The sequence below is a fragment of the Phycisphaerales bacterium genome (assembly GCA_020852515.1).
Classification (GTDB): domain Bacteria; phylum Planctomycetota; class Phycisphaerae; order Phycisphaerales; family UBA5793; genus UBA5793.
Genome location: JADZAS010000004.1, coordinates 1 through 21,340, shown reverse-complemented (window position 1 = coordinate 21,340; position 21,340 = coordinate 1). Strand labels below are relative to the sequence as shown.

Genomic DNA, 21,340 nt, shown 5'->3' with positions numbered 1-21,340 from the left:
CCCGCGCCCGCCGCCCACTCAGTACAACTGCGACGACGAACCGATCGGGCTGCTCACGCGCACCGCACCGGGCCGGCCGTGCTCATCCGTGCTCAGTTCGTACAGATTGTCCACCGTCGCCTTCTCCACGAACTGGCGCAGGTAGGTCACCTCCGTCGCCCGGCCGTCGGCGGCCAGTCGCGACTCGACCATCACCTTGGGCAGTTCACGGATGAACCGATCCTCCGCCTTGCTCGCTTCGATGTAGCGCGCCAGAGCGTCGTCAGCCGTCAGCGACACGTTTTGCACCGTCGGCGTCGGGACGTTACTTCGCCCCGGCCCACTGCCGGTGATCGTCCAGGCAAACACCACGGCCGCGGCCGCCGCCCAGCCCATCCAGCCCGTCCAGCCGACAAAGCGATACGGCTCGTGTTCCAGGTCATCCGCGCTCGGCGCTTCGACGAGTTCCGCCACGGCCGTCTCGCACTCAACCACCAGGGCCAGCGCTTCGCGGTCTGCATCCGCCGCCGCCAGCCGGTCCCACACCGAACCGTCTGCCTGCGCCATCGCCGAGAGTTGCCGGAGGTCATCCGCTCCGGCTCGCCCGTCGATGACGCGGCTGATGAGAATGTCTTCCTGTGATTCCATGGGCTCCGTCATTTCGTCTTTCCCCTTTGAGCAGCGCTACGCCAACTCAGCCTGCGACAGTGAACCAGCCGCGCGCGACTCGGGCATCGCATCTTCGCGCTCGATCTGCTCGCGAACCATGCGCCTCGCCCTCACCAGACGCGTCTCCACCGTCGTTTCCGGCAGATCCAGCACCTCTGCCACCTGCTTCTGCGACATTCCCCTCACCGCCCGCAGTATCAACGGCTCCCGATAAGCCGGCGGCAGGCTCTGGGCCGCTTCCATCAGCCTTCGCCCGCGTTCCAGCCGCGCCGCCCGGTCTTTTTCCGCGGCGATCACCCCCGCCTCGGTGCCCGACATCGTGTCCAGGTCCTCCACGTCGCGCCGCATCCGCTGCCGGACCTTCCGCTTGCGCCCGGCGGAGCGCGAGGTGTTGATCGCAATCGTCCGCAGCCAGGGGCGAATCGCGTTCAGGTCGTTGAGCGTGTGCAGCGAGCGCACCATGAGCAGCGCCACGTCCTGCAGCAGGTCTTCCAGGTCCGCATCGCGCGGCATGTGAGCAAGAATCACCGCCGCCACCCAGCGCCGATGCTCTCGCCACAGCGCATCGACCTCGGACGGGCTCAGTGTCGGTGCCACACCGTCCGACACGTGCTCGTCGGGGGGCGTCGGATTCGAATCCATTCGCTCCATACTGACGCTCCACAGCCGCACATCCGTCGCCGAGCCTCACGCCGGCCGGCCACTTCCTTCTCGGACTATGGGAGTGTAGGGAGAATGCCCACCCGGCGCGGCTACACCGCCTGCGACTGGGCCTGCGGCACATTCGCCGCCGGCAGCGCCGAGCGGCCCTGCCGGTCCAGCATGATCCGCCCGCCGACGATCGTCATCACCGCCCGGCCCCGCACATCCCAGCCCTCAAACGGCGTGTTGCGCGATTTGCCGGGGAATTCCGCCGCCCGGATCGTCCAGCGCAATTCCGGATCGATCACCGTCACATCCGCCGGAGAGCCAACCGTCAGCGACCCCAGCCCATGCCCAATGTCGCTGCGCGGCTGATCGAGATTGCACAGCCGCGCGGCATTGACAGTCATCAGCTCGATCAGCCGCGACCAGCGAATCGTCTGCGTGTCGATGAGCGCCTTGATGTACAGCGCCAGCGCCGTCTCCAGCCCGACGATGCCAAACGGCGCGCGATCAAATGGCAGCGCCTTGCGCTCGGCCGTGTGCGGCGCGTGATCCGTCGCCAGCACCGTGATGGTCCCGTCCGCCACGCCCTCGCGCACCGCCTGCACGTCCGCGGCGCTGCGCAGCGGCGGGTTCATCTTCGCCATCGTGTCGTAGCCTTCGCACGCCTCATCCGTCAGCAGCAGGTGATGCGGCGAAGCCTCCGCGCTCACCGGCTGACCTTCCGCCCGCGCTCGCCGCACAATCTCCACTGCGCCCGCGCACGACAGGTGCTGCACGTGGTACCGGCAGCCGATGCTGCGATTGATCCGGATGTCGCGCTCGATGATGAGTTCTTCCGCAACGCTCGGCCAGCCGATCAGCCCGAGCCGCGTGGCCGTCGGCCCGGCGTTCATCACCGCGCCGCGCGTCAGCGTCGGCTCCTGGCAGTGCTGCATGAGCGCCAGCCCGGTCAGGCGGATCTGCGTCAGGGCCCGCCGCATCATCGCCGGCGACTCCACCACGTCGCCGTCGTCGCTGAAGCCCACCGCACCGGCCCGCGACATGAGCCGGATCTCCGCCAGCTCCTCGCCCTTGCGCCCGACGGTGACCGCGCCCACCGCGAACACCCGGCAGCGCCCGCGCAACTCCGCCTGCCGGTTGACAAACTCGATCATCACCCGGCTGTCCAGCGCGGGATTCGTATTGGGCATGCAGCACAGCGTCGTGAAGCCGCCATCCACGCCCGCCGCAGTCCCCGTCGCAATCGACTCGGCATCCTCGAAGCCCGGCTCGCGCAAGTGCACGTGCGGATCGATCAGCCCCGGCGTGACGTAGCAGCCCGACGCGTCGATGCGTTCATCATCCGCGCGCGGCGGCAGGGGGGGGCCGACGTGCACAATCCGCCCCGATTCAACGACAACGTCGCCCGGCTCATCCACGCCGTTGGCTGGATCAATCACGTGCCCGGCGCTGAGAACAATGCGACCCATCGGCTGCTGCGGCTCCTCCAGTTCGCCCCCATCATAGCGGCGGCGAAACGCCGAGAGCCAAGCAAGGTCCGGTCGAGACCTGGCAGGTCAGCGTGTGCGCAACGAGACGCCCAGAGAGGTGAGAGCAGACAGTAGAGCAGGAGACCAGGCCCTCGCTGCCTTGCCGCCTTACTGCCTCGATGCCTTTCCCTAATCCCTAATCCCTAATCCCTAGTGCCTAGTGCCTAGTGCCCGGCGCTTCGCCGCCCTGAGCGAGGCTTTGCGAGTCGAAGGATCACTCAAACTCATGCACCACCAACTGACTGATCGCGCACTCGTTCTGGACGACGGCCTGGAAGAGAATGGTCTGGCCGCGGGCGATGAGGGGGACGGCCCGGGTGATTGACGCCACGCCGTTGGCATCGGCAATGGCGCTACCGATGATGGTCGGCTGATCGAGTTGCAGCGCGTTCTGCTGCAGGTCGCAGCCGGGGATGCGAGTCCCCCCGCCGTGGCGGGAGTAGCAGAAGTAGACGCGGGCACCGGGGGTGGCACCCGTCGCGCGCAGCCGGTTAGTTGTTCCGGCGCTGCCCGGTACGGGGCTCTGGAGCGTCATCGTCGGGTTGACAGGCGTGAGCAGCAAAGCCCACGTGTCGCCATCGTATTCCGCAGTTACAGGAATCTGACCGGCGTCGTTGATGTGTGTGGTTCGCTGCATTGTCCAGGCAAGACGGAGCTGTGGCGGCACGAGATCATCGAGCAGCATCATCTGCTCCCCGGGATTGAGGATGAACGCGCGCGTGCTGACATATGCATCGCCGACAATCTGACCGACGTTGTTGATCCCCCTCGCGATACTATTCGGTCCGACATTGGCTGTATGAACATCTTCGATTTGGCCGTTTGTCCAGCGCACCGCATGCACGTAGTTGTCCGGCATCCGCGAATAGCCGACAATGACACCGCCCTCGTTGATGCCGTACGCCTTGCTCTCAAGATTGCTCAGCGATCCAAGGTCGGTGACGTTTCCATTGCGCCAGAGCAGCGCATGCAGGACAGCATCGACGCCGTATCCGTACCCCACAATCTCGCCGAGATCGTTGATGTCGAAAGCGGCCCGACCATCCCAGTCTGGATGGGGCGCGGGCAGAACGCGCATCTCACCGTTCTCCCAGACAAACGCCTTCGCTCCTGTGCCGCCAGCGTACTCCGACTCGCCCACGACCTGTGCGCTGCCATTGAGTGCGTTCGCCCAGCTGGTCTCACCGCCGAGTGTTCCCAGATCGGTCATATCACCGTCGCGCCACAGAAATGCATGTCGATCAAAGAAGCTTCCACCGGGATCGAAGACCGCCCAACCACAGATTTCATCCGAATCATTGATGCCAGTCGCTGCGGCGCTCTCCCCGCCGAGTGTGCCTAGATCGATCACCCCGCCCCGACTCGGCCAGACAACAGCACGAATGTGAAACGAAGCAAGTGCCGTGAATCCGACGGCATGGCCTGCTGAATTTATATCGACGCCTCCGGCCCATTGGTAGTTCTGCGACAATCCCGGCAACTCGAATACCGCGTAGCGATGGTCCTGGGCGGCGGTGCCGGCGATCTGCACGAAAGTTGCAACAATCGTGATCAGTGATGCGTGTCCGGCTCTCATCTGTCACCTCGCTTTTCGATAGTCGTAATCCGGCGGGAGGGGTTTCCCCCTCCCGCCATCGAGGTTCCATGTCACGGACAGTCCGGGCACGTGTACTCACTGTCGCACGCGCAACTGTGCGGGGTGAAGACCAGATCGTCGATGTAGTACGCGGCACCTTCTGTCACGTACGCCGACTTGAGTGGAGTGAAGCGGTTGGGCTCATTTGTGAATTCATCGTCCGTGAGTTTGTCGGCGCGAAGCGCCTCGACGAAGAAGGGGCTGGGAGTCTGCTCGGTGTGCGATCCGAACTGGAGGCACGACCAGCACACCGCGGCGAACTCAGCATCGGCAAATTCGGCGAGCACGTCGTCAACTCCAAAGCCCGTGCTGGCGAAGTGATCGGAGAAGTCCTCCCAATCACTGATGAATTCTTCCCAGAGCATTCCAGGCTCTCCACCTTCCTTGAAGAACTCATTGTGGACCACCGTGCGGCTTGGCGTGCCTTCATTCCACCACGTATCCCCGGTGTAGTTGTGAGCCGGGTCGGGAAAATCCGCCTTCGTCCCGACTTCCGTCGCCATCCGCCAATTCGGCACATCCCACGGCGAGCCGGCGCCCTGATACGTATCCACCAGTTTCTGGATCGTCTCAAGCCCCTGCGCGACCGTGATGTAGTGCACGTGAAGTGCAGTGTACATCTGGTTCGAGTTGGCCCACTGGCTCACCTGGTCGGTGACGTAGTACCCGGCGAACCCCGGATGCGACTCGGGAGTTCCTGCGTTGCCCGCGTCGTATCCCTCCCGCACGTGTCTGCCCAGGAGCCCGGTCGTGACCATGCGCAGCGGGCGGCCGGCAAGGGCCGAGCCGCGCAGCGCCGCCCACATCATTTCATCCTGCCACGCGAGCACCAGATCGACGGCTTGAGTCTGGCAGGTCGTGGTTCCCCCCAGTTGGCCGATCTCGACGAAACTCTTGGGCGCACCGGTCCACGTGCAATTGCCGGTGAGATCATCCTCTCGGAACAGGTAGCCGCCGGACCCGCCAAAGGACTCGTTTCCCCACTGAAGGTAGTCGATGCAGTGGGCGAAGCGGTAGCCGAAGGTCTGCAGATCATCCAGCGCCTGATCGCGGGCGTTCTGGTCCTCGGGGAGGCCCTCGTTAGTGCCAAATCCGGATTCATTGCCCATCATCGAATGCACGCGGACGAGAATCTCGGATTGCTCACCGGTGAGCGGCGAGGGCCGGGCATCGCCGGTGCCCCAGTCGTCGATGACGTGGGTGAAGTTGCTGCACGCCGTGCAGTACGCAGCATCGACGATCTGGTCGATGTAGTCATCGCCATCGGGCATCTCGGGGTGCAACCCACCGTGCGGCGCGATGCTCACCTTCAAACGAACGATCTGGACCGGATCGATCTTTCCGTCCACGGCGATATCGCCGGGTCCGTGCAGACCGAGGCGCATACCCGACGGCGCATTCGCGGTGTCCGTCTCCGCCCAGTCAATCAGCCAGTTGTCATTCGAGTCTGCTTCGCTTCCGTCGATGATCTCGCGGAAGTCCGGCTGTCCGTTGTTGTTCACGTCATAGGGCACGAGTTTGAAGGCGGTCCACGGCCCAAGGCTGCCCAACTGGCCCACGCCGACGATCTCGCCGGCATCGTTGATATCGGTGCAGCGCACGTCGATCATGTTGGACGGGAAACCCAGACTCATCGCAGTGAGGTCGAGTTGGTGGCCGGTGACGGGCGAGACGTCCGTCGAAACCAGGAGAGACTCCCCGCCGACGATTTCCGGGTTCGCCTGGTTGTTGATGGCTTCGGGAGTAAAGAGCGGCGAGACGGACAGGCTGACCTGCGTCCACTCCGATTCTCCCTCGTCGTAGTACCACATCACCGTGTCATCGAGCGTCGAACCATCGAAGAGAGCGCCGATGACCACGCCGTCATCGCTCACGTCGATTGCAGCGCCGCAATCGCCTTGCGCAACGTTCGAGAGAGAGAGAACCTGCCAGTCATTGCCGTCGAAGTACCACAGCGCCGCCTGGACGATGTCGCTGGCATCCTCCGCCTGGCCGGCGACAAGACTCTGACCGGGGAGGGTATTAGGAGTCACGCCCAGCGCATTGGTCAGGTCTCCGGGACTGGAGAGCACCTGCGGCGTGCCGACGATGTCCCACCACGCGACTGGATGACCCGCGAGTGAAGTCCCGACCACGACGCCCTGCTCGTTCACATCGCGGGCGTAGCCGCTGCCGATGATCGTGCGGTCGCCCAGAGGCGCACTGGGGTCCGTGAGATCGGTGATCTCCATGAAGAAGGCTTTGTCGAGCGTATTGTCGATGCACGTGCCGCAGAGGTAGATCGCGCCTTGAGAATTGGCGGTGATGCTGCTGATGCCCTCATCCGCGAGAATGAGGTCGGTCGTGCTGTCGTACTGAATCGGACCATACCAACCCGTCGTGAAGTCTTCATCGAACCAGAGGTAGCCGTAGTTGGCCGATCCGTTGTTCATCGTGGCGACGACGACCCCGTCGTTGTTCATGTGCACGCCGGGCTCGGGCAGCAGCGAGTAGCCGCTGGGCACGGGCAGTTCGACGTAGACGAACGGCTTGAAGATGGGCGCGGTCATCGAGGCATTCTCCGCTTCCGCTGCAGCGCTCGCCGCTCCGGCGGCAGCCGCGGCTTCCACCCCGACTGTCGGTGCGGCCCACCTTCCCTCCGAACTGGCCGCCGAGTTGGCGTGCCACAAGGTCTCTCCCGCAGCCGCCAGCAAGATTGTACTGGCTCCGAGCAGCGAAATGGTCGAGAATCCGCCGTGAATGCGCTTGAAAGGACGTCTCATAGGACGCCTCCTTCGAAGAGGGCGGCGACAAATTCGCCATCGACAAGATGGCGATTCCATCCACCGCAGAATCGACTGAGAACGGCGGCCGTAGCCTCCGCGACCAGCGGCCACCCAGACCAATGGGCGACAGCGCTTCGAGACGCTGCTCCAACCTACCTGCAGACGGCCGCATCGTCGAGAACAAAGCGATAAAGCGACACTCGATCAGGGTGAATTTCTTGTGCCGAACACGCTGTGGTTGAGTGAGAATCTGCGCACCAGCGCGCATCTCCCGCACCTTCTCGCCTTGAAATCACCGCGCGGCGAGCCACAATCGAGGCGTCGGTGGCGGACATGATGAAATCGAACCCCGGACGTGCCGGGTACAGGGCGCCGCGAGGCGCCGGGAGATGGATTGTGAAGGTGGTGGTGACGCGAACGCTGGCGGGTGGAGTGGAGTTGCTCGAGGGCGAGCCGGGCATCACGGACCTGTGGATCGCGCCGCCGGGCATCGGGCCGGATCGCGGCGAGCTGCTGGCGCGCATCGCGGGCGCGGATGGGCTGCTGTGCCAGTTCAACGAAGCGGTGAATGCGGAGCTGTTTGACGCTGCGGGGCCGAATCTGAAGGTGGTGGCGAACTACGCCGTGGGCTTTGACAACATGGATGTGCCCGAGGCGACGCGGCGCGGCATCTGGCTCACCAACACGCCCGACGCCGTGACCGCTCCGACCGCCGACATGGCCTGGGCGCTCATGCTCGCCGTGGCGAGGCGGGTGCACGAAGGCGAGCGCGAAGTGCGCAGCGGCGAGTTCAGCACGCGGCGCGGCTACGACCCGCGGCACCTCATCGGCGGCGACTTCGAGGGACGCACGCTGCTCATCGTCGGCGCGGGGCGCATCGGCTATGCCACCGCGATGCGCTCGCTGGGCTGGGGCATGCGCGTGCTCTACGTGGCGCGTTCGGCGCACGAGGAGTTTGAGCAGCCGCCGTTGCGGGCGCAGCGGGTTGACCTGGAGACGGGGCTGCGCGAGGCGGACTACGTCTCGCTGCACACGCCGCTGACGCGCGAGACGCGGCACCTGATCGGGCGGCGCGAGCTGGGGCTGATGAAGCCGACGGCGTATCTGATCAACACCTCACGAGGGGCTGTAGTAGACGAGCGGGCCCTGGTGGAGGCGTTGGCGTCGGGGGACATTGCGGGGGCGGGGCTGGATGTGTACGAGGATGAGCCGCGCCTGGCGCCGGGGCTCGGCGAATTGGGCAATACGTGCCTGATGCCGCACGTGGGCAGCGCCTCGCGCAGCGCGCGCCCAGAGATGGCGCGGATGGCACAGCGGAATGTGATTGCCGCACTGAGGGGTGAAATCCCACCGAATCCGATTAACCGGGTGGAGCGTCGGTGAAGTGGTTTTCGCCTTAGTGGCTCTGGCTCCTACACTTGCCGCGTGAAACGGGCAATCTTCCTCGATCGTGACAACACGATCATTCTCAACGACGGCGACCTCGGAAACCCGGATGAGGTGCGGCTCATCCGCGGCGCGGCTCATGCGATCGGCTCGCTGCGGCAACTGGGCTATCGCATCATCGTCGTGAGCAACCAGGGCGGCGTGGCGCGCGGGCGCTACACCGAGCGCGATGTCGATGCGGTGCACGAGCGCATCGCGCAGATGGTGCACGACTCGGCGGGGGCGATCATTGACCGGTTCTACTACTGCCCGTTTCATCCCGAGGGGACCGTTGCCGAGTATGCGAAAGAGCACCCGTGGCGCAAGCCGCAGCCGGGCATGCTGCTCGAGGCGGCGCGGAGTCTTGATCTCGATCTGAAAGAGTGCTGGATGGTCGGCGACGGCGAGCGCGACATCGAGGCCGGGCGCGCCGCCGGGTGCCAGACCATTCTCATCACTCGCAAGACGAGTGTTAATACGAAGGCGGACTTTCAGGCGGGCTCGCTCGCGGAGGCGGCGGCGATCATCGCGCAGAACCGCGTTCGCCCGCGGCAGGTGATCCCGCCGGCGCCGACCGTGGTCGTGTCGCCGAAGGTCGTGCACGAACCGCGACACGCCGCGGCGATCACGGGCCGGGCCGACGCTGCACGTGCCGCCCCCGAGCACGCGCCCGATGAGCGCATCATCTCCACGCCCGTGTTGGCGCCCCACGCGGCGCCAACACGGCTCGCCGAGGCAGAACCCGCGATTGCGGCGGCGAACGCGGACGCTCTTGCTGAAGTCGGTATCGAGCGGGTTGATGCGGATGAAAGCCAAGCGATCTCCGAAGGTGCGGCTGACGTCGAGATTGAAGTTGTTCAAGACGATTTAGCGGAAGAGACAGCGGAAGAGCAGCCCGGGCAATCATCGTCGGCGCCCGCCGGACCTCGGCGCGATCCGTTTCGACACATCCCGCTTCGCGTACAGGGCATCGAGCGGCCGCAGCCAGATCGCGACTCGCCGCAGCAGCATGCGGAGCGCCTGCTGACGGAGCTGCTCGGCGAAGTGCGCTCGTGGCGGCACAGTCAGCGCGAGTTCACGCCGTCGCTTCTGTTAGGTTCGCTTGCATCGCTGGCGCTGGTGATACTCGCGGTGTTGCTGGGTATTTATCTCGATCCCGCCATCGCGACGCCGTGGATCGGCGCCACTATCGTGGCGCAACTCGGCGTAGTCGCGTTCGTCGCGATCAATCTTCGGCGCTGATGCCCTGAGCCTGAACTGCTGTGTTGCAATGAGCACGATGCCGACAACCCGTGTAACGCTGCGAGCGCTCGAGGGCACGCCGCTGCAGCACGAGAACATCCGCACGATGGTCATCGCAACGGCCGAGGCGCTGGCCGAGCGACAGGGCCTGCGCATCACGCAGATCGAAGCCGACGAAGCGAGTGTAACAGCAACGGTTGCCGCGGAGCGCATTGTGGCGATTGGCTTTGCCGCAGAACTGCGCCGCCTGACGACCAACTGGTACCGGCACAAGTTCGGCGTGGACACGCTGTGGGGCGAGCCTCACACATGAGTGGCCCGCTTCCCGCACTCGACTGGCCCGCTCTCCAGCGCCTGCTGATCATCATGCCGTCGTGGGTCGGCGATGCAACGATGGCAACACCGCTGCTCCGCGCGCTGCGCAGCGATGCGCAGTCGTGCCATCTCCGGCTCATCGGCTACATGCGGCCGGGCCTCGATGAATTGATCGACGGCAGCGGCCTGCTCGACGAGATGATCGTCGGCCGGCCCGAGGGCGCAACCGGGCCGTGGCGCGAAGGACGCCGGCTGGCGACGGCGCGATGCGATGCCGCCATCCTGCTTCCCAACAGCTGGCGACTGGCGGCGACGGCGCGGCTCGCGAGCATTCCCATCCGCATCGGCTACAACCGCGAAGCGCGCGGCTGGATGCTCACGCACCCGCTGCCGAGCCCCGCGCCCGGCGGGTGGAAGCAGCCGATACCCGCGATCGACTATTACCTCTCCATCGGCCGCAGTCTGGGCATCGCCGCAGATGATCGGCGCATGAGCCTTCGCGCATCTGCCGAGCAGCAGCGCGTCGCCGAGGCGATCCTCGAACGCGCCGGCGTGGCAGATGGCGCCGGCTACGCCGTACTCAATCCCGGCGCCAGTAAAAGCGCGAAGCGCTGGCCGGCCGATCGATTCGCGAAACTGGCCGACCATCTCGCACAGCATCACCATCTGCGCGTGCTCGTGAGCGGCTCGCCGCGCGAGCGCGATCTCATCGAGTCGATCTGCCGCAGCGCGACTTCGCGACCGTTCGACCTGGTGGAAGCGAACATCGCGCTGGGGCCGCTGAAATATGTTGCGTCGCGCGCGCGGCTGCTGGTGACCAACGACACCGGCACGCGGCACATCGCCGCGGCATGCGCGATGGAGGCGCAGGACTCGGGGACCACCAACGCGCCGCCGCTGGCCATCGTCTCGCTGTTCGGCCCGACTGATCCGCGCTGGGCCCAGATCGAGTACCCGCCCGAGAAGCAGATCAGCACCGGCGGCGAGCCGATAACGGAGATCGCGCTCGATCTCGTGTGCCGCGCGAGCGATGAGGTCCTCGCGGCACCGGACTGACTGTCGGCGACTGGCCCCTCCGCCGGGGCGCTGTGGTTTCGTGATTTTCGGCCTGAGTTTGGTACTTTGCCGGTTGCGGCGGCTGCGGTTTGTGGTATCTTTGCATCAACGCACCGAGGCACCGAAGCACCGAGGGATGAGGACGAGGCGCTTGAGATCAGGCACCGACAAGATCAACGCACGGCGCAGAGCGCGTACGCGCCGAACTGTCAGGTCTCGACCTGACCTACCAACTCCGCACCCCATGGGTTCGGGTGCGATGAGAGTGAAGTCTGCCCCGGCTGCGGCGGGCAATGAGTGATTCTCGACGTCTGGAGCGGCGAGAGCCGCTCCAGACGCTTTCTCAAGAGATCTCGCGGGAGGCTCACATGTTTTCAATGCGCTCCGTAATTTCGATTGTTCTTTCGATCTCGATCGTCGCCGGCGCCTCTGCGCAGGACTACCCGTATGCGCTGCTGAGATTGCCCTCGCAGAATGAATCGCTCAAATCTGATGCGGCCGGAGCATTAAACGCATTTGGCGACGTGGTCGGCAGCGCTCCGACGGAGAGCATCTGGTGGCCGCGCGCTGTACTCTGGCCGCGAGAGGGCGGCGTCATTGATCTCGGCACCCTGGGAGGGGATTTATCGAGCGCTGGCGACATCAACGACCTCGGCGAGATCGTAGGTTCGTCGGGATTCGAGCTGGGCGGGAGCATCTTCGTCGGCCATGCGTTCCTCTGGCGCAATGGCCAGATGATCGACCTCGGAACGCTCGGTGGAGAGTCGAGCGGTGCAGTCGGCATCAACAACCGGTCGCAAGTCGTCGGGAATTCCGAGTTTGAGTTCGGCAACCTCGCAAGTGTTGGCTTCCTTTGGGAGCAGGGCATCATGCGAGAACTCGATGATCCATGGCCGGACCGCAATGCGACCGATGTCTGGGGAATTGGAGAGGACGGTGGAGTTGTGGGCAAGGGGCTGAATCTCGACGGGATGCAGCGTGCCATGCTCTGGATAGATGAGGTTCCCGTCGACCTCGGGTCGCTTTCCCAAGGCAGTAGTGTGGCCTACGCCATCAATGATCTCGGCCAGATCGTGGGTTCGTCCAACGCAGCCAACGGGAATCTCCACGCCGTGGTCTGGATCGATGGACAGATCTTTGACCTTCACGTACCTGAGTACGGTCCTGCGAGTTGGGGCCAGGATATCAACAATGCAGGACAAGTCATTGGCGCCATCGGCTACCTTGGCACGCGCGAAATGTTTATCCGCGAATCCAGTCAACCGATGCGCCTGCTCAAAGACCTGACGCCGCCGCGCACCCGTGAAGACTGGCGATTCGATCGTGGCCATATCAATGATGCGGGACAGATCAGCGTGACCGCCTACATTCGGGGCACAATTGATCGATTCGCGCTGCTTCTGACACCCGTGAATCCATCGATGGACCTCGCCGCTCCCTCGCCCGGGACCGCAGGTACAGCCAACACCATCACCGTCAGCAACGTGACGCCCGGCGCTCGTGTCACGTTCCTCTACTCCCGCAACGGCGGCGGCACGCGCATCCCCGGCTGCGACCTGCAGCAGAACGCGCTGCAACTCGATCAGCCGACGATCATCGGCAGCGCCATCGCCGACGCGAATGGCGTCGCCACCATCACCCGCCCCGTCCCCCTCATCGCGCGCGGCCAGACCATCCTCTTCCAGGCCGTCGTCCAGAACGAGTGCGCCATCAGCCAGCTCGTCGTGCATGAGTTTGAGTGACCCTTCGACTCGCAAAGCCTCGCTCAGGGCGGCGAAGCGCCGGGCACTAGGCACTAGGGATTAGGGATTAGGGATTAGGGAAAGGCATCGAGGCAGTAAGGCGGCAAGGCAGCGAGGGCCTGGTCTCCTGCTCTACTGTCTGCTCTCACCTCTCTCGGTGCTTCGCCGTGGTGCAAGCGCTTCGCGGCGCATCTCTTCGATTACAGCGCGGGCCTGGGCTTCGTCGGCGAGTCGGTGGCGGGAGTCGATGCGGATGATGCCTGCTTTGGCGCGGATGTCGATGCCGCTCGGATCGACGCCCACCAGCACGGCCTCGTCGATCTCGACGCCGTTGAAGTGCCGACTCATGGCCATGAGATCGGCGCGATGCTGCGTGTTCATCCACCGGCACAGGGCCGGCTCGACGGGTGCGAGGGCGTTGGGCTCCATGAGATCTTCGCCGTCGAACACCTGGCCGCGCCACTTGGCGGCGTCGATGTTCATGCGATAGAAGGCGATGTCGGTCGGCTTGCCGTGGTAGATGCGCCAGCGGTCGGCTTCGTGGCTCTCGCTTTCGACTGCCTCGACGGTCGCGAGCAGTTCGAGCACGTCGGGCACGTCAGAAGGGATGAAGAGCACGGTTGAGTCGGCGGTGAGGATGTCGGCGCTGCCGCAGATGATCGGCTCGCCGCGCGGCCCGAGGACGTAGCGCACGCCCGAGTAGAAGCCGTCGCGATCGAGGGTGGCGACGGTGTGGCGGCGGAGGAAGTCGCGCGCGTCGGCGGCGGTGTACGTCGGATCGTTGCCAGCGGTCATGATCGATTGTGGCCCGCCGCGAGGCTATATCAAGGCCGGGCGCCGCGGGAGATGCGCGGGCGACGGTTCGGCGCTGCGCCGCCGGCGAAGCGGCGCTATGCTCGTTCAAGGAGCGCGTGGTGACGACGGTGACGATTCTTCTGTTTGCAGCCGCCGCGGATGCCGTGGGCGTGTCGCGGCTGGAGATGGAGGTGCGCGCGGACTGTTCAGCGGGTGAGTTGCTGGCGCTGCTGGGAGCGGCGCACCCGGCGGCGCGGCCGCTGCTGGAGCGCGTGGCCATCGCCGTCAACGAGCGCTACGCGCCGCCCTCGGCGCGACTCGCCGCGGGCGATACGGTGGCGATCATCCCGCCGGTGAGCGGCGGCTGAGCAGCCGAGGCACGTGCATCATGGCGGAACGCGGCGGGAAGATCACGATGTATTACGACGGACGGTGCGGCGTCTGCCGGGCGGGTGTGAAGCGTCTGGGGCGGCTGGACTGGCTGGGCGCGCTCGAACCGGTCGATTACACGTCGCTGGCGCCTGCGGATCGGCCGGTGGAGGAATCGGTCTTCATGCGGGGCATGCCTCTGCGCACACGCGACGGGCGGGTGCTCATCGGCTTTCCGGCGATTCGGCATGCGTTCATTCACACGCCGCTGGGCTGGCTGCTGGGCTGGCTGCTCTACGTGCCGGGCATCAGCCACTTGGGTCGGCTGGGTTATGACGCTTTCGCAAAGCGGCGGCCGCGCGATGCCGCAGCGCCGGCGTGCCGGGTGGACTGAGTTGCTCGAACAGATGAGTGCGAGTGGGGCGCGAATCAGTCGCGATCGTTGCACTTCCACGCGATGGAGATGCCCGTTTCGGTGCGCTCGGGTGTGGGCTGCGTGACGCGCCAGCGGATTTCGGAGACGGCTGAGAGCAGTTCGCGCCAGCCGAAGAGCTCGGCGAGGAACGGGTGCTCCGTTTCAGCGCTGACGGCGGGCCACTGCTCGATGAGCGACGAGACGCGGCCGCCGAAGATCACGCCACGCGCCTGCGTCTGCGAGCCGGTGCGGCACGGGGGATCAACTTCCTGGAGTTTGGCGGCGATGCGGCGCTGGCACAGTTCATCGGTGGAGGCCACCCACCACGCGCGGTCCTTTCCATCGACACTCGACCAGACGACGCGCTCGGGCCAGGCGCCGCTGAGGCCGAGGGTGTTCATCGGCAGGCCTGCGCCGCGCCACTCGGCGGTGCGCAGATCGTCGGGATCAGTGCCGGCAAACGATACGGCGGGCGCGGGTTCATCTTTGTCCCGTTTCCCACGGCGGAACTTTGAGAGGCGGGCGGTGGCGTGCCCCATGAACTCGTCAAGTTCGCCGACGGCCTGGTCGGGCTGGCGCATCTCGATGCCGACGGTCATGGCGGGCACGCCGGTGGCGCCGGCGGCCGTGGCTTCAGGCGAGTCGATGACGGTGAACATGGTTGGGCCGAGGTGCTCGAGCATCTCAGGCTGGGCCAGCGCGATGGGCACGAGTGCGATGAGCGCCGGGCCGGTACGGCGATCGCAAGGCGGGTCGCCGGGCTCGGGCGTGCGCTCGATGCTGACGTAGAGCGCGTGCTCGGCGAGCGTGCCGAGCAGACCGAGGTTGACGGCATCGTCGGGCTTGCTGTCGATGCCGCGCGGCTCGTGAACGGAGGCAAAGTTGAGGTACATGCGGTCGCGGCGCAACTTGGCGGCGCCGGCTTTCCACCGGCCTTCGCCCGAGCCGCGCAGGAACATGCCAAAATCGCCGGGGCCGACGGAGCGAGCGTCGCGGAATTCGTCGTCGTCGGCGAGCGAGCGGCCGGTCGGCTTGCCGAGCATGGTCTTGAGCAGGGCTTCGCCATCGGCGGCGGTGAGGTAGAACCGGCCGTCGCTGTAGGCGAAGCGCAGAGAGCCGTTCTCCGCGGCGTAGAGCGGGGTGTCATCGACAAACTCGCGCACGCGCCCGCCGAGCATCTTGAGCAGATCGCGAGCGAAGGGTTCATCGACGTGGGCCATCATGACCCAGCGGCTGAAGTCGGGACCTTTGCCGCGACCCGCGTGCGCGTCGGGTTGCTGGTCGGTGACGAGCGTGACGCGCTTGCTCACGAGCATGTCAAAGAGCGCATCAGGATCAACGCCGGTGGCGGCGGCAAGGTCTTTCCATGATTTGCCGCTCTGGCCGCTTTCGTAAAAGGCCTTGAGACCGGGCGCGAGCGATGAGTCCATCAATTCCGCGAGGCTCTCGCCGGCGTCAACGAAGCAGTAGTACTGGGTGATGGTGGCGGGCAGGTAGCGGGCGTCTTCAAAGGGGTCGGGAAAAGCCTCGCCGGCGCGCGCGGGCGCAGGGGGCAGCGCGGCGGCGGCCAGCAGCAGAACTGCCAGAGCGAGCGCGCGAGACCGGAATGGGCGCAGAGCGAGCACGACTCAGACTATCCCCAGGTCCTTGTAGATCGCCTTGAGGGTTTCAACGTCGATGTCTTCATCGATCAGCCCATCGTCGAGGGCCGGCGGCATTGGCTCGATCGTGGCCCGCTTGAGCACCGGCCGGTTTGGTCGGAGCTGCACCCGCGATGGCGGGTTCTGGCGGCGAATCTCGGTCTGATCGATCGGCATGGTCGGCGCCTCGGTTTCGGCGAGCGTAGAACCGAACTCAAGCATCGCGCCGCGCACCCGATCGAACGGGTCGATCTGCATCGGCAGCGATTCGATGACGCGCTCGAACTGGCGCGCCGTTTCGACTCGCTCCGCGGCGGCGGGACGGAAGCCGGTGGATCGCGCCCACATGCCGATGACGAATGCAAAGAGAAGCACGGCCGCGGTGGCCAGCCGGCGGGTAATGACGGTGAAGCGATGCCGCCGGCGGTCGAAACGGATCGGGTCCACGCCGAGGCGATCGAGAATGCGCAGCGTTTGATCGGGCGCGGGAGCGCCGGCCCGGACTTCGTCGATCCACTCCCGGTCTCGCGCGAGATCGTCAAGCACGGAGGCATCGCGCAGCACGTCATCGAGCATGGAGCGGGCCGGCTTGCCTGAGCCGCGCGCATCGAAGTAGGCGTCGATGCGCTGCGATTCTTCATCGCGTCGAGCTGAGTCGCGAGGATGGAGATGATCGTCAGCGCTCATGTCGCATCCGCCGTCTCGAATGATGCAGTCGCGGGTCCCGGCGTCTCGGGCAGAGCCTGGGGTTCGTAGAGCTCGGCCTGCTCGATGGCTTCGCGCATCTTCTTGCGAGCGCGATGGAGGTGGCTCTTGATCGTTCCCTCGGGCATGTTCAGGTAGAGTGAGATGTCGGCGATCGACCACTCCTGCTGGTGGAAGAGCAGCACGATCTCGCGTTGCGCGTCGCCGAGGCTCGCCAGGCCGAGCGCCACGGCACGGCGGGCGGTGGTGCGCGTCTCGACGCCGACGGCATCGGCCAACGGCGAATCGGCGTCGCTGCGCCATCCGTTCACAATCTCTGATTCGGCAATCGGGTGAAACTTCTGAACCCAGTTCACGTACAGCCGCTTGGCGATCGTGAACAGCCAGGTCGAGAAGCGGTACTTCGGGTCGAAGCGGTCGAGGTTCTTGAGCACGCGCACGAACGCTTCCTGCACAACGTCTTCGGCGACTTCGGACCGACCTGACATTCGCAGCATGAACGCGTAGAGCGACTCCTGGTGCGTGCGGATGAGCGAGGTGATCGCCTCGGCATCTCCTGTCTTGGCCCGTTTGATGAGTTGCTGCTCTTGAGCGCGTAGCATGCCGAGCCTCTGAAAGGAGTCAACGATCCTGATACCGCGGGCCAGCGGGGCCGTTGCGGTCCTCTGGAGGATACCCGACGACCGGGCGCCTGTACAAGTGCAATCGCGGGTAAAACCGGTTGCCACTTGCCGTTAATGCTTCCGAATTTATCTCCCTCATGCCGACCGACTCGCGACAACCCGGCCCGAAGTTGACCATCGAAGTTTCGGCCTCACGGCCATTCCGCGGGATCGATCGGCGGCGGCTGGCGGCGCAGACGCGGCAGATCGCCGGGCTGCTGGGTCTGCGCTCGGGCGAAGTCTCGATCCACCTGGCCGACGATGGGGAAATGGGTCGTTTGCACGAGCAGCACAAGGGGCTGGCGGGTCCGACGGACGTGCTGACGTTTCACTTCAGCGAGGCGACAGGCGAGCGCGGCCAACTGGAGGCCGAAATCGTCGTAGGCGCCGAGGTGGCGCAGCGCGAGGCCGAGCGGCGCGGGCGGGAAGCCGGTGTGGAGGCATTGCTCTACATCGTCCATGGGCTGCTCCACTGCCTCGGGTACGACGATCATGATCCAGCCCAGGCCCGCAAAATGCACCTGCGGGAGGATGAATTACTGTCGGCGATCGGCCTGGGCGCCGTGTTCCACGATCGGGCCTAACTGATCGGCCGGCGGCGACTATCATGCAGTGCCGGCGACGCCCCGCCGTGGGTCGATGGGGCTTTGCCCGGACGCGCAGCGCGGGCCGATCACGCGGCCGCGCGGGTGGCCTGGCCGATTGAATCGTGAACGAGGTCCGCACTTCGGTGTCCGATCCCTGGATATGGCTGGCGATCGTCTCCGCCCTTGGAGGCGGGTATCTCTCCGCCCTGCAACTCTCGCTGGAAGACTTCACGCGCGGTGAACTCGAAAGCCACCTCGGCAACGGAAAGAGCCAGGCCCGCGTCAATTGGCTCATGGTGCACCTGGACGACCTGATCCTGGCCGTCGCTATCTGGCGGCGGGCGTCGGCGGTCGCCCTGCTGGCGGCCGTACTGGCTGCCTTCGCGCTGGGCAGCGCTCAGCCGACCTGGGCCATCATCGGCTGGTCATTTGCCGCGTTCTTCTGGATCTGGCTCACGCACATCGGCCTTGCGTGGGCGATTTCGGATCACATCGCGGCGCCGGTCGTGGCCGGCTCGCTGCGCGTGCTGCCGCTTCTCTACGTCCTGATGATCCCGCTCATCGCGCCGCTGAACTGGCTCAACGAAGTGGTGCGGCGCCTGGTGGGCGCGGAACTGCGCGATGACCTCGAAGTCGAACTGCGCCAGGTCATGGAGGAAGGCGAGCGCGAGGGGCACATCAGCGGCGCCGAAAAAGAGATGATCGAAGCCATCGTCGACTTCCGCACCTGCACGGTCGGCGAGATCATGACGCCGCGCATCGACGTGGACGGCCTCGAACTCACCGACGACCTGCAGGCGGTCAAGCAGAAGGTGATTGACGACGGCCACTCGCGCTTCCCGGTGTACATCGACAGCCTCGATCACATCGTGGGCATCCTCTACGCCAAGGACCTGCTGCCGTTCGTCGGCGAGGATTCGGGCGACTTCCGCCTCAAGCCGCTGCTGCGGCAGGCGATCCTCGTGCCCGAGTCGCGGCGCATCAGCGACCTGCTCGTCGAGTTCCGCAACCAGCAGGTGCACATGGCCATCGTGCTCGACGAGTACGGCGGCACGGCGGGGCTCGTCACCATCGAAGACATCGTCGAGGAGATCGTCGGCGAGATCCGCGATGAACACGACGTGGATGATCTCCCCGAACCCGAGGTCACGACCAACGGCGACGGGACCGCCGACGTGGACGGCCGCGTGCGCGTGAGCGATCTGAATGACGAACTCTCGTTGAATCTCCCCGAGGATGAAGACTACGACACGGTCGCCGGGTGGGTGTTTGCCAATCTCGGCCGCATCCCGGCCGAGGGCGAAGTGTTCCGCATCGGCTCGATCGAGGTGACCGTACTCGACGTCGAGCGCACGAGGCTGCGGCGCATCCGCCTGCGAGTGCTTCGGGATGAAGAGTCGCCGGTGGCGGCGGATACGGGTGGGGCGAAATAATGCCGATTGCGTCTCATTTCCACCCCTGACCCTATTTCGACGTGCAAATCCGTTACAATGGGCGCGTGCGAGGCCTGCGCCGCCAAACGTTTTGCCCGCGTCGGGCGAGCGGTGGGCGCGGCTCGCCGCATCAGAAGGAGAGAGAGTCATGTCTTTGAAAATTATGGTGCTGGCTGGGGTGGTAGGCGTCGCGGGAGCGGCGGCACTGGGTCAGCCGATCAACATCGGCGATTTCTCCGGCAACGAGCAGGTGATCACCTTCACGCCGGGCTTTGGCGGGCAGAACGCGCCGTTCGTGTACGAGGGGGTGGAGTTTTCGGAAAGCGGCGGCGGCAGCGGCGGCGCTGGCTTCAACGGGAGCATCAACTGGGGATCGTACTTCGACAACATTCCCGGCTCTTCGCAGGGCAACGGGTTCAACGACCAGTGGGGCGACTCGCTGATCATCATGAGGCCGCCGGCCGGGATCCGCCGCTTCGGCTGTCTGCTTTCGACCACTCCGGTGACGACGTGGACGATGAACCTGTACGACGCCTCGAACAATCTCCTCGGATTCGTGACGCGGACCATGCCGGCGCAGTCGGATGCGGTGTTTCTGGGTTACGAAACCAGCGCGGACATCGCTCGCGTGGAGATCGATGAAACGAACGGCGAAAACGGCAACATCACCTTGATGGACGACGTACGCCTCGAGGCGGTCGGCGGATATCGCCTGAGCACCACCGGCCAGTGCCCCGGCACCGTCACGCTCCGCTGGAGCGGCGCGACACCCAGCGTGCAGCAGGGCATCGTCTACGGGGCCAATCAGGGCAGCACCACCATCCCTAACGGACCGTGCCAGGGCACGATGCTTGGCCTGCAGGGCGGCGTGCAGCTGGTCAACATCATCGGAACCGGAAATGGCTCGGGCACGGCAAACGGGCAGATCGGCACCGGCATCTGCAACGATTTCCTGCAACTCGTCGAAGCGGGATCGTGCAACACCTCAAATGTCTCGCAACTGCCTTGACGTCTGGTGCGCATTCAGCGCGGCACAGCGCTGAGCAGATTGAAAACGCAACCGCCCCGCGGAACACTCCGCGGGGCGGTTCATGTTCTCAGAGTGGCAGCCGCCGCTCACACGACGCCCTGTTCGAGCATCGCGCAGCCCACCTTGAGCAGCGCGGGCACGTTGGCGCCAAACATGTAGTTTCCCCCCGCTGGTCGTGCTCTGCGGCGGCGCGGACGCCTAAGGCGTGGATGTCACTCTCCTCCGAACTGTGCAGATTCTCCTCCAATTGCCGCTTTTCTCGTTGCGTCGCCCGCGAGAAGGTGGTAATCTGACAGCGTTCGAAGATCGATGACGCGAACCTGTTCACCGATCTGCGCGGCGACATTGAGGAGGACAACGGCGCGTACATGATCGGCTCGTTCGTGCCGCGCCCGATTGCGCCGACGACAGACTGTAACTGCGCGCCGCGGCCGTGATTTGCCGCCTGATCAGAAAGGACTTGCACATGATGCATCATGTGTCAACGAGACGACAAGCTCTGTTCATCTCCGTCATTCTCGGAGCATTCGCACACTGCGGCGTAGCGCGCGGCCAGGAGGCCGCGCGCTATGCGATCGTGGACATCGGGGATATCGGAGGCCGGGGAACGACGCCGCGGTCGATCAACAACGCCGGCGTCGTCGTCGGGGAGACACTAACAAGCGAGGGTGTCATCAAAGTGTTCGTCTGGACTGATG

General features: G+C 65.3%; 20 protein-coding genes. 11 read left to right on the top strand and 9 right to left on the bottom strand.

Translation table 11 applies throughout. The features are described 5' to 3' along the window. Positions 1–18 precede the first annotated feature (18 nt). The 5 genes from IT430_02145 to IT430_02125 all read right to left on the bottom strand — a co-directional run bounded on the left by IT430_02145 (position 19) and on the right by IT430_02125 (position 7,010). Positions 19–639 carry a hypothetical protein gene (locus tag IT430_02145; GenBank protein ID MCC6906719.1) on the bottom strand — a complete coding sequence of 207 codons (621 nt, stop codon included), beginning with the start codon at positions 637–639 and terminating at the stop codon, positions 19–21. A gap of 24 nt (positions 640–663) precedes the next feature. Next, positions 664–1,299 (bottom strand): sigma-70 family RNA polymerase sigma factor, encoded by a 636-nt coding sequence (locus IT430_02140; protein ID MCC6906718.1) that lies wholly within the window; start codon positions 1,297–1,299, stop codon positions 664–666. 101 nt (positions 1,300–1,400) lie between these two features. Next, positions 1,401–2,765 (bottom strand): dihydroorotase, encoded by a 1,365-nt coding sequence (locus IT430_02135; protein MCC6906717.1) that lies wholly within the window; start codon positions 2,763–2,765, stop codon positions 1,401–1,403. A gap of 274 nt (positions 2,766–3,039) precedes the next feature. After that, a complete protein-coding gene (locus tag IT430_02130) occupies positions 3,040–4,356 on the bottom strand; it encodes a hypothetical protein (protein ID MCC6906716.1) in 1,317 nt (438 codons plus the stop codon). Between the two features lie 116 nt (positions 4,357–4,472). After that, positions 4,473–7,010: a hypothetical protein gene (locus IT430_02125; protein MCC6906715.1), complete on the bottom strand. Its 2,538-nt coding sequence runs from the start codon at positions 7,008–7,010 to the stop codon at positions 4,473–4,475. 618 nt (positions 7,011–7,628) lie between these two features. On the opposite strand from IT430_02125, the gene IT430_02120 reads away from it, so the two are divergent. From IT430_02120 to IT430_02100, 5 genes are all read left to right on the top strand, one after another. Continuing rightward, the gene (locus tag IT430_02120) at positions 7,629–8,609 is read left to right on the top strand and encodes a D-glycerate dehydrogenase (GenBank protein MCC6906714.1); all 981 of its coding nucleotides are present in this window, start codon (positions 7,629–7,631) and stop codon (positions 8,607–8,609) included. Positions 8,610–8,651: 42 nt separating this feature from the next. Beyond that, complete coding sequence (locus tag IT430_02115; protein ID MCC6906713.1) at positions 8,652–9,893, top strand: HAD-IIIA family hydrolase; 1,242 nt, start codon at positions 8,652–8,654, stop codon at positions 9,891–9,893. A 37-nt stretch (positions 9,894–9,930) separates the two neighbouring features. After that, entirely contained in the window at positions 9,931–10,206 is a 276-nt protein-coding gene (locus tag IT430_02110; GenBank protein MCC6906712.1) for a hypothetical protein, read from the top strand. Continuing rightward, positions 10,203–11,264 carry a glycosyltransferase family 9 protein gene (locus IT430_02105; GenBank protein ID MCC6906711.1) on the top strand — a complete coding sequence of 354 codons (1,062 nt, stop codon included), beginning with the start codon at positions 10,203–10,205 and terminating at the stop codon, positions 11,262–11,264. The genes IT430_02110 and IT430_02105 overlap by 4 nt, the downstream gene beginning before the upstream one ends. 368 nt (positions 11,265–11,632) lie before the next feature. Further along, positions 11,633–13,006, top strand: coding sequence for a hypothetical protein (locus IT430_02100; GenBank protein ID MCC6906710.1), 1,374 nt, complete (start codon positions 11,633–11,635; stop codon positions 13,004–13,006). 132 nt (positions 13,007–13,138) lie between these two features. On the opposite strand, the gene IT430_02095 is transcribed toward IT430_02100, so the two are convergent. Continuing rightward, positions 13,139–13,801 (bottom strand): DUF2470 domain-containing protein, encoded by a 663-nt coding sequence (locus IT430_02095; GenBank protein MCC6906709.1) that lies wholly within the window; start codon positions 13,799–13,801, stop codon positions 13,139–13,141. An 8-nt stretch (positions 13,802–13,809) separates the two neighbouring features. Between IT430_02095 and IT430_02090 the strand changes: the two genes are divergently transcribed. Together IT430_02090 and IT430_02085 are read left to right on the top strand one after the other, a co-directional pair. After that, positions 13,810–14,169, top strand: a complete 360-nt coding sequence (locus tag IT430_02090) for a MoaD/ThiS family protein (GenBank protein ID MCC6906708.1) — start codon at positions 13,810–13,812, stop codon at positions 14,167–14,169. Between the two features lie 20 nt (positions 14,170–14,189). Continuing rightward, on the top strand, positions 14,190–14,564 hold the full coding sequence (locus IT430_02085; protein MCC6906707.1) for a DUF393 domain-containing protein: 375 nt from the start codon (positions 14,190–14,192) through the stop codon (positions 14,562–14,564). 35 nt (positions 14,565–14,599) lie between these two features. Here IT430_02085 and IT430_02080 read toward each other — a convergent pair whose 3' ends face one another. Genes IT430_02080 through IT430_02070 form a run of 3 tightly spaced genes read right to left on the bottom strand, consistent with a single transcriptional unit; the run spans position 14,600 to position 17,532 of the window. Then, on the bottom strand, positions 14,600–16,210 hold the full coding sequence (locus IT430_02080; GenBank protein MCC6906706.1) for a hypothetical protein: 1,611 nt from the start codon (positions 16,208–16,210) through the stop codon (positions 14,600–14,602). 3 nt (positions 16,211–16,213) lie between these two features. Further along, positions 16,214–16,912, bottom strand: coding sequence for a hypothetical protein (locus IT430_02075; protein MCC6906705.1), 699 nt, complete (start codon positions 16,910–16,912; stop codon positions 16,214–16,216). Further along, complete coding sequence (locus IT430_02070) at positions 16,909–17,532, bottom strand: sigma-70 family RNA polymerase sigma factor (protein ID MCC6906704.1); 624 nt, start codon at positions 17,530–17,532, stop codon at positions 16,909–16,911. Before IT430_02070 ends, IT430_02075 begins: the two co-directional genes overlap by 4 nt. 158 nt (positions 17,533–17,690) lie before the next feature. Between IT430_02070 and ybeY the strand changes: the two genes are divergently transcribed. The 4 genes from ybeY to IT430_02050 form a co-directional block, all read left to right on the top strand. Then, positions 17,691–18,176 (top strand): rRNA maturation RNase YbeY, encoded by a 486-nt coding sequence (gene ybeY / locus IT430_02065; GenBank protein ID MCC6906703.1) that lies wholly within the window; start codon positions 17,691–17,693, stop codon positions 18,174–18,176. A 125-nt stretch (positions 18,177–18,301) separates the two neighbouring features. After that, the gene (locus tag IT430_02060; protein MCC6906702.1) at positions 18,302–19,612 is read left to right on the top strand and encodes an HlyC/CorC family transporter; all 1,311 of its coding nucleotides are present in this window, start codon (positions 18,302–18,304) and stop codon (positions 19,610–19,612) included. Between the two features lie 148 nt (positions 19,613–19,760). Next, a complete protein-coding gene (locus IT430_02055) occupies positions 19,761–20,621 on the top strand; it encodes a hypothetical protein (GenBank protein ID MCC6906701.1) in 861 nt (286 codons plus the stop codon). Between the two features lie 487 nt (positions 20,622–21,108). After that, a partial coding sequence (locus IT430_02050) for a hypothetical protein (protein ID MCC6906700.1) occupies positions 21,109–21,340 on the top strand: 232 nt, incomplete at its 3' end.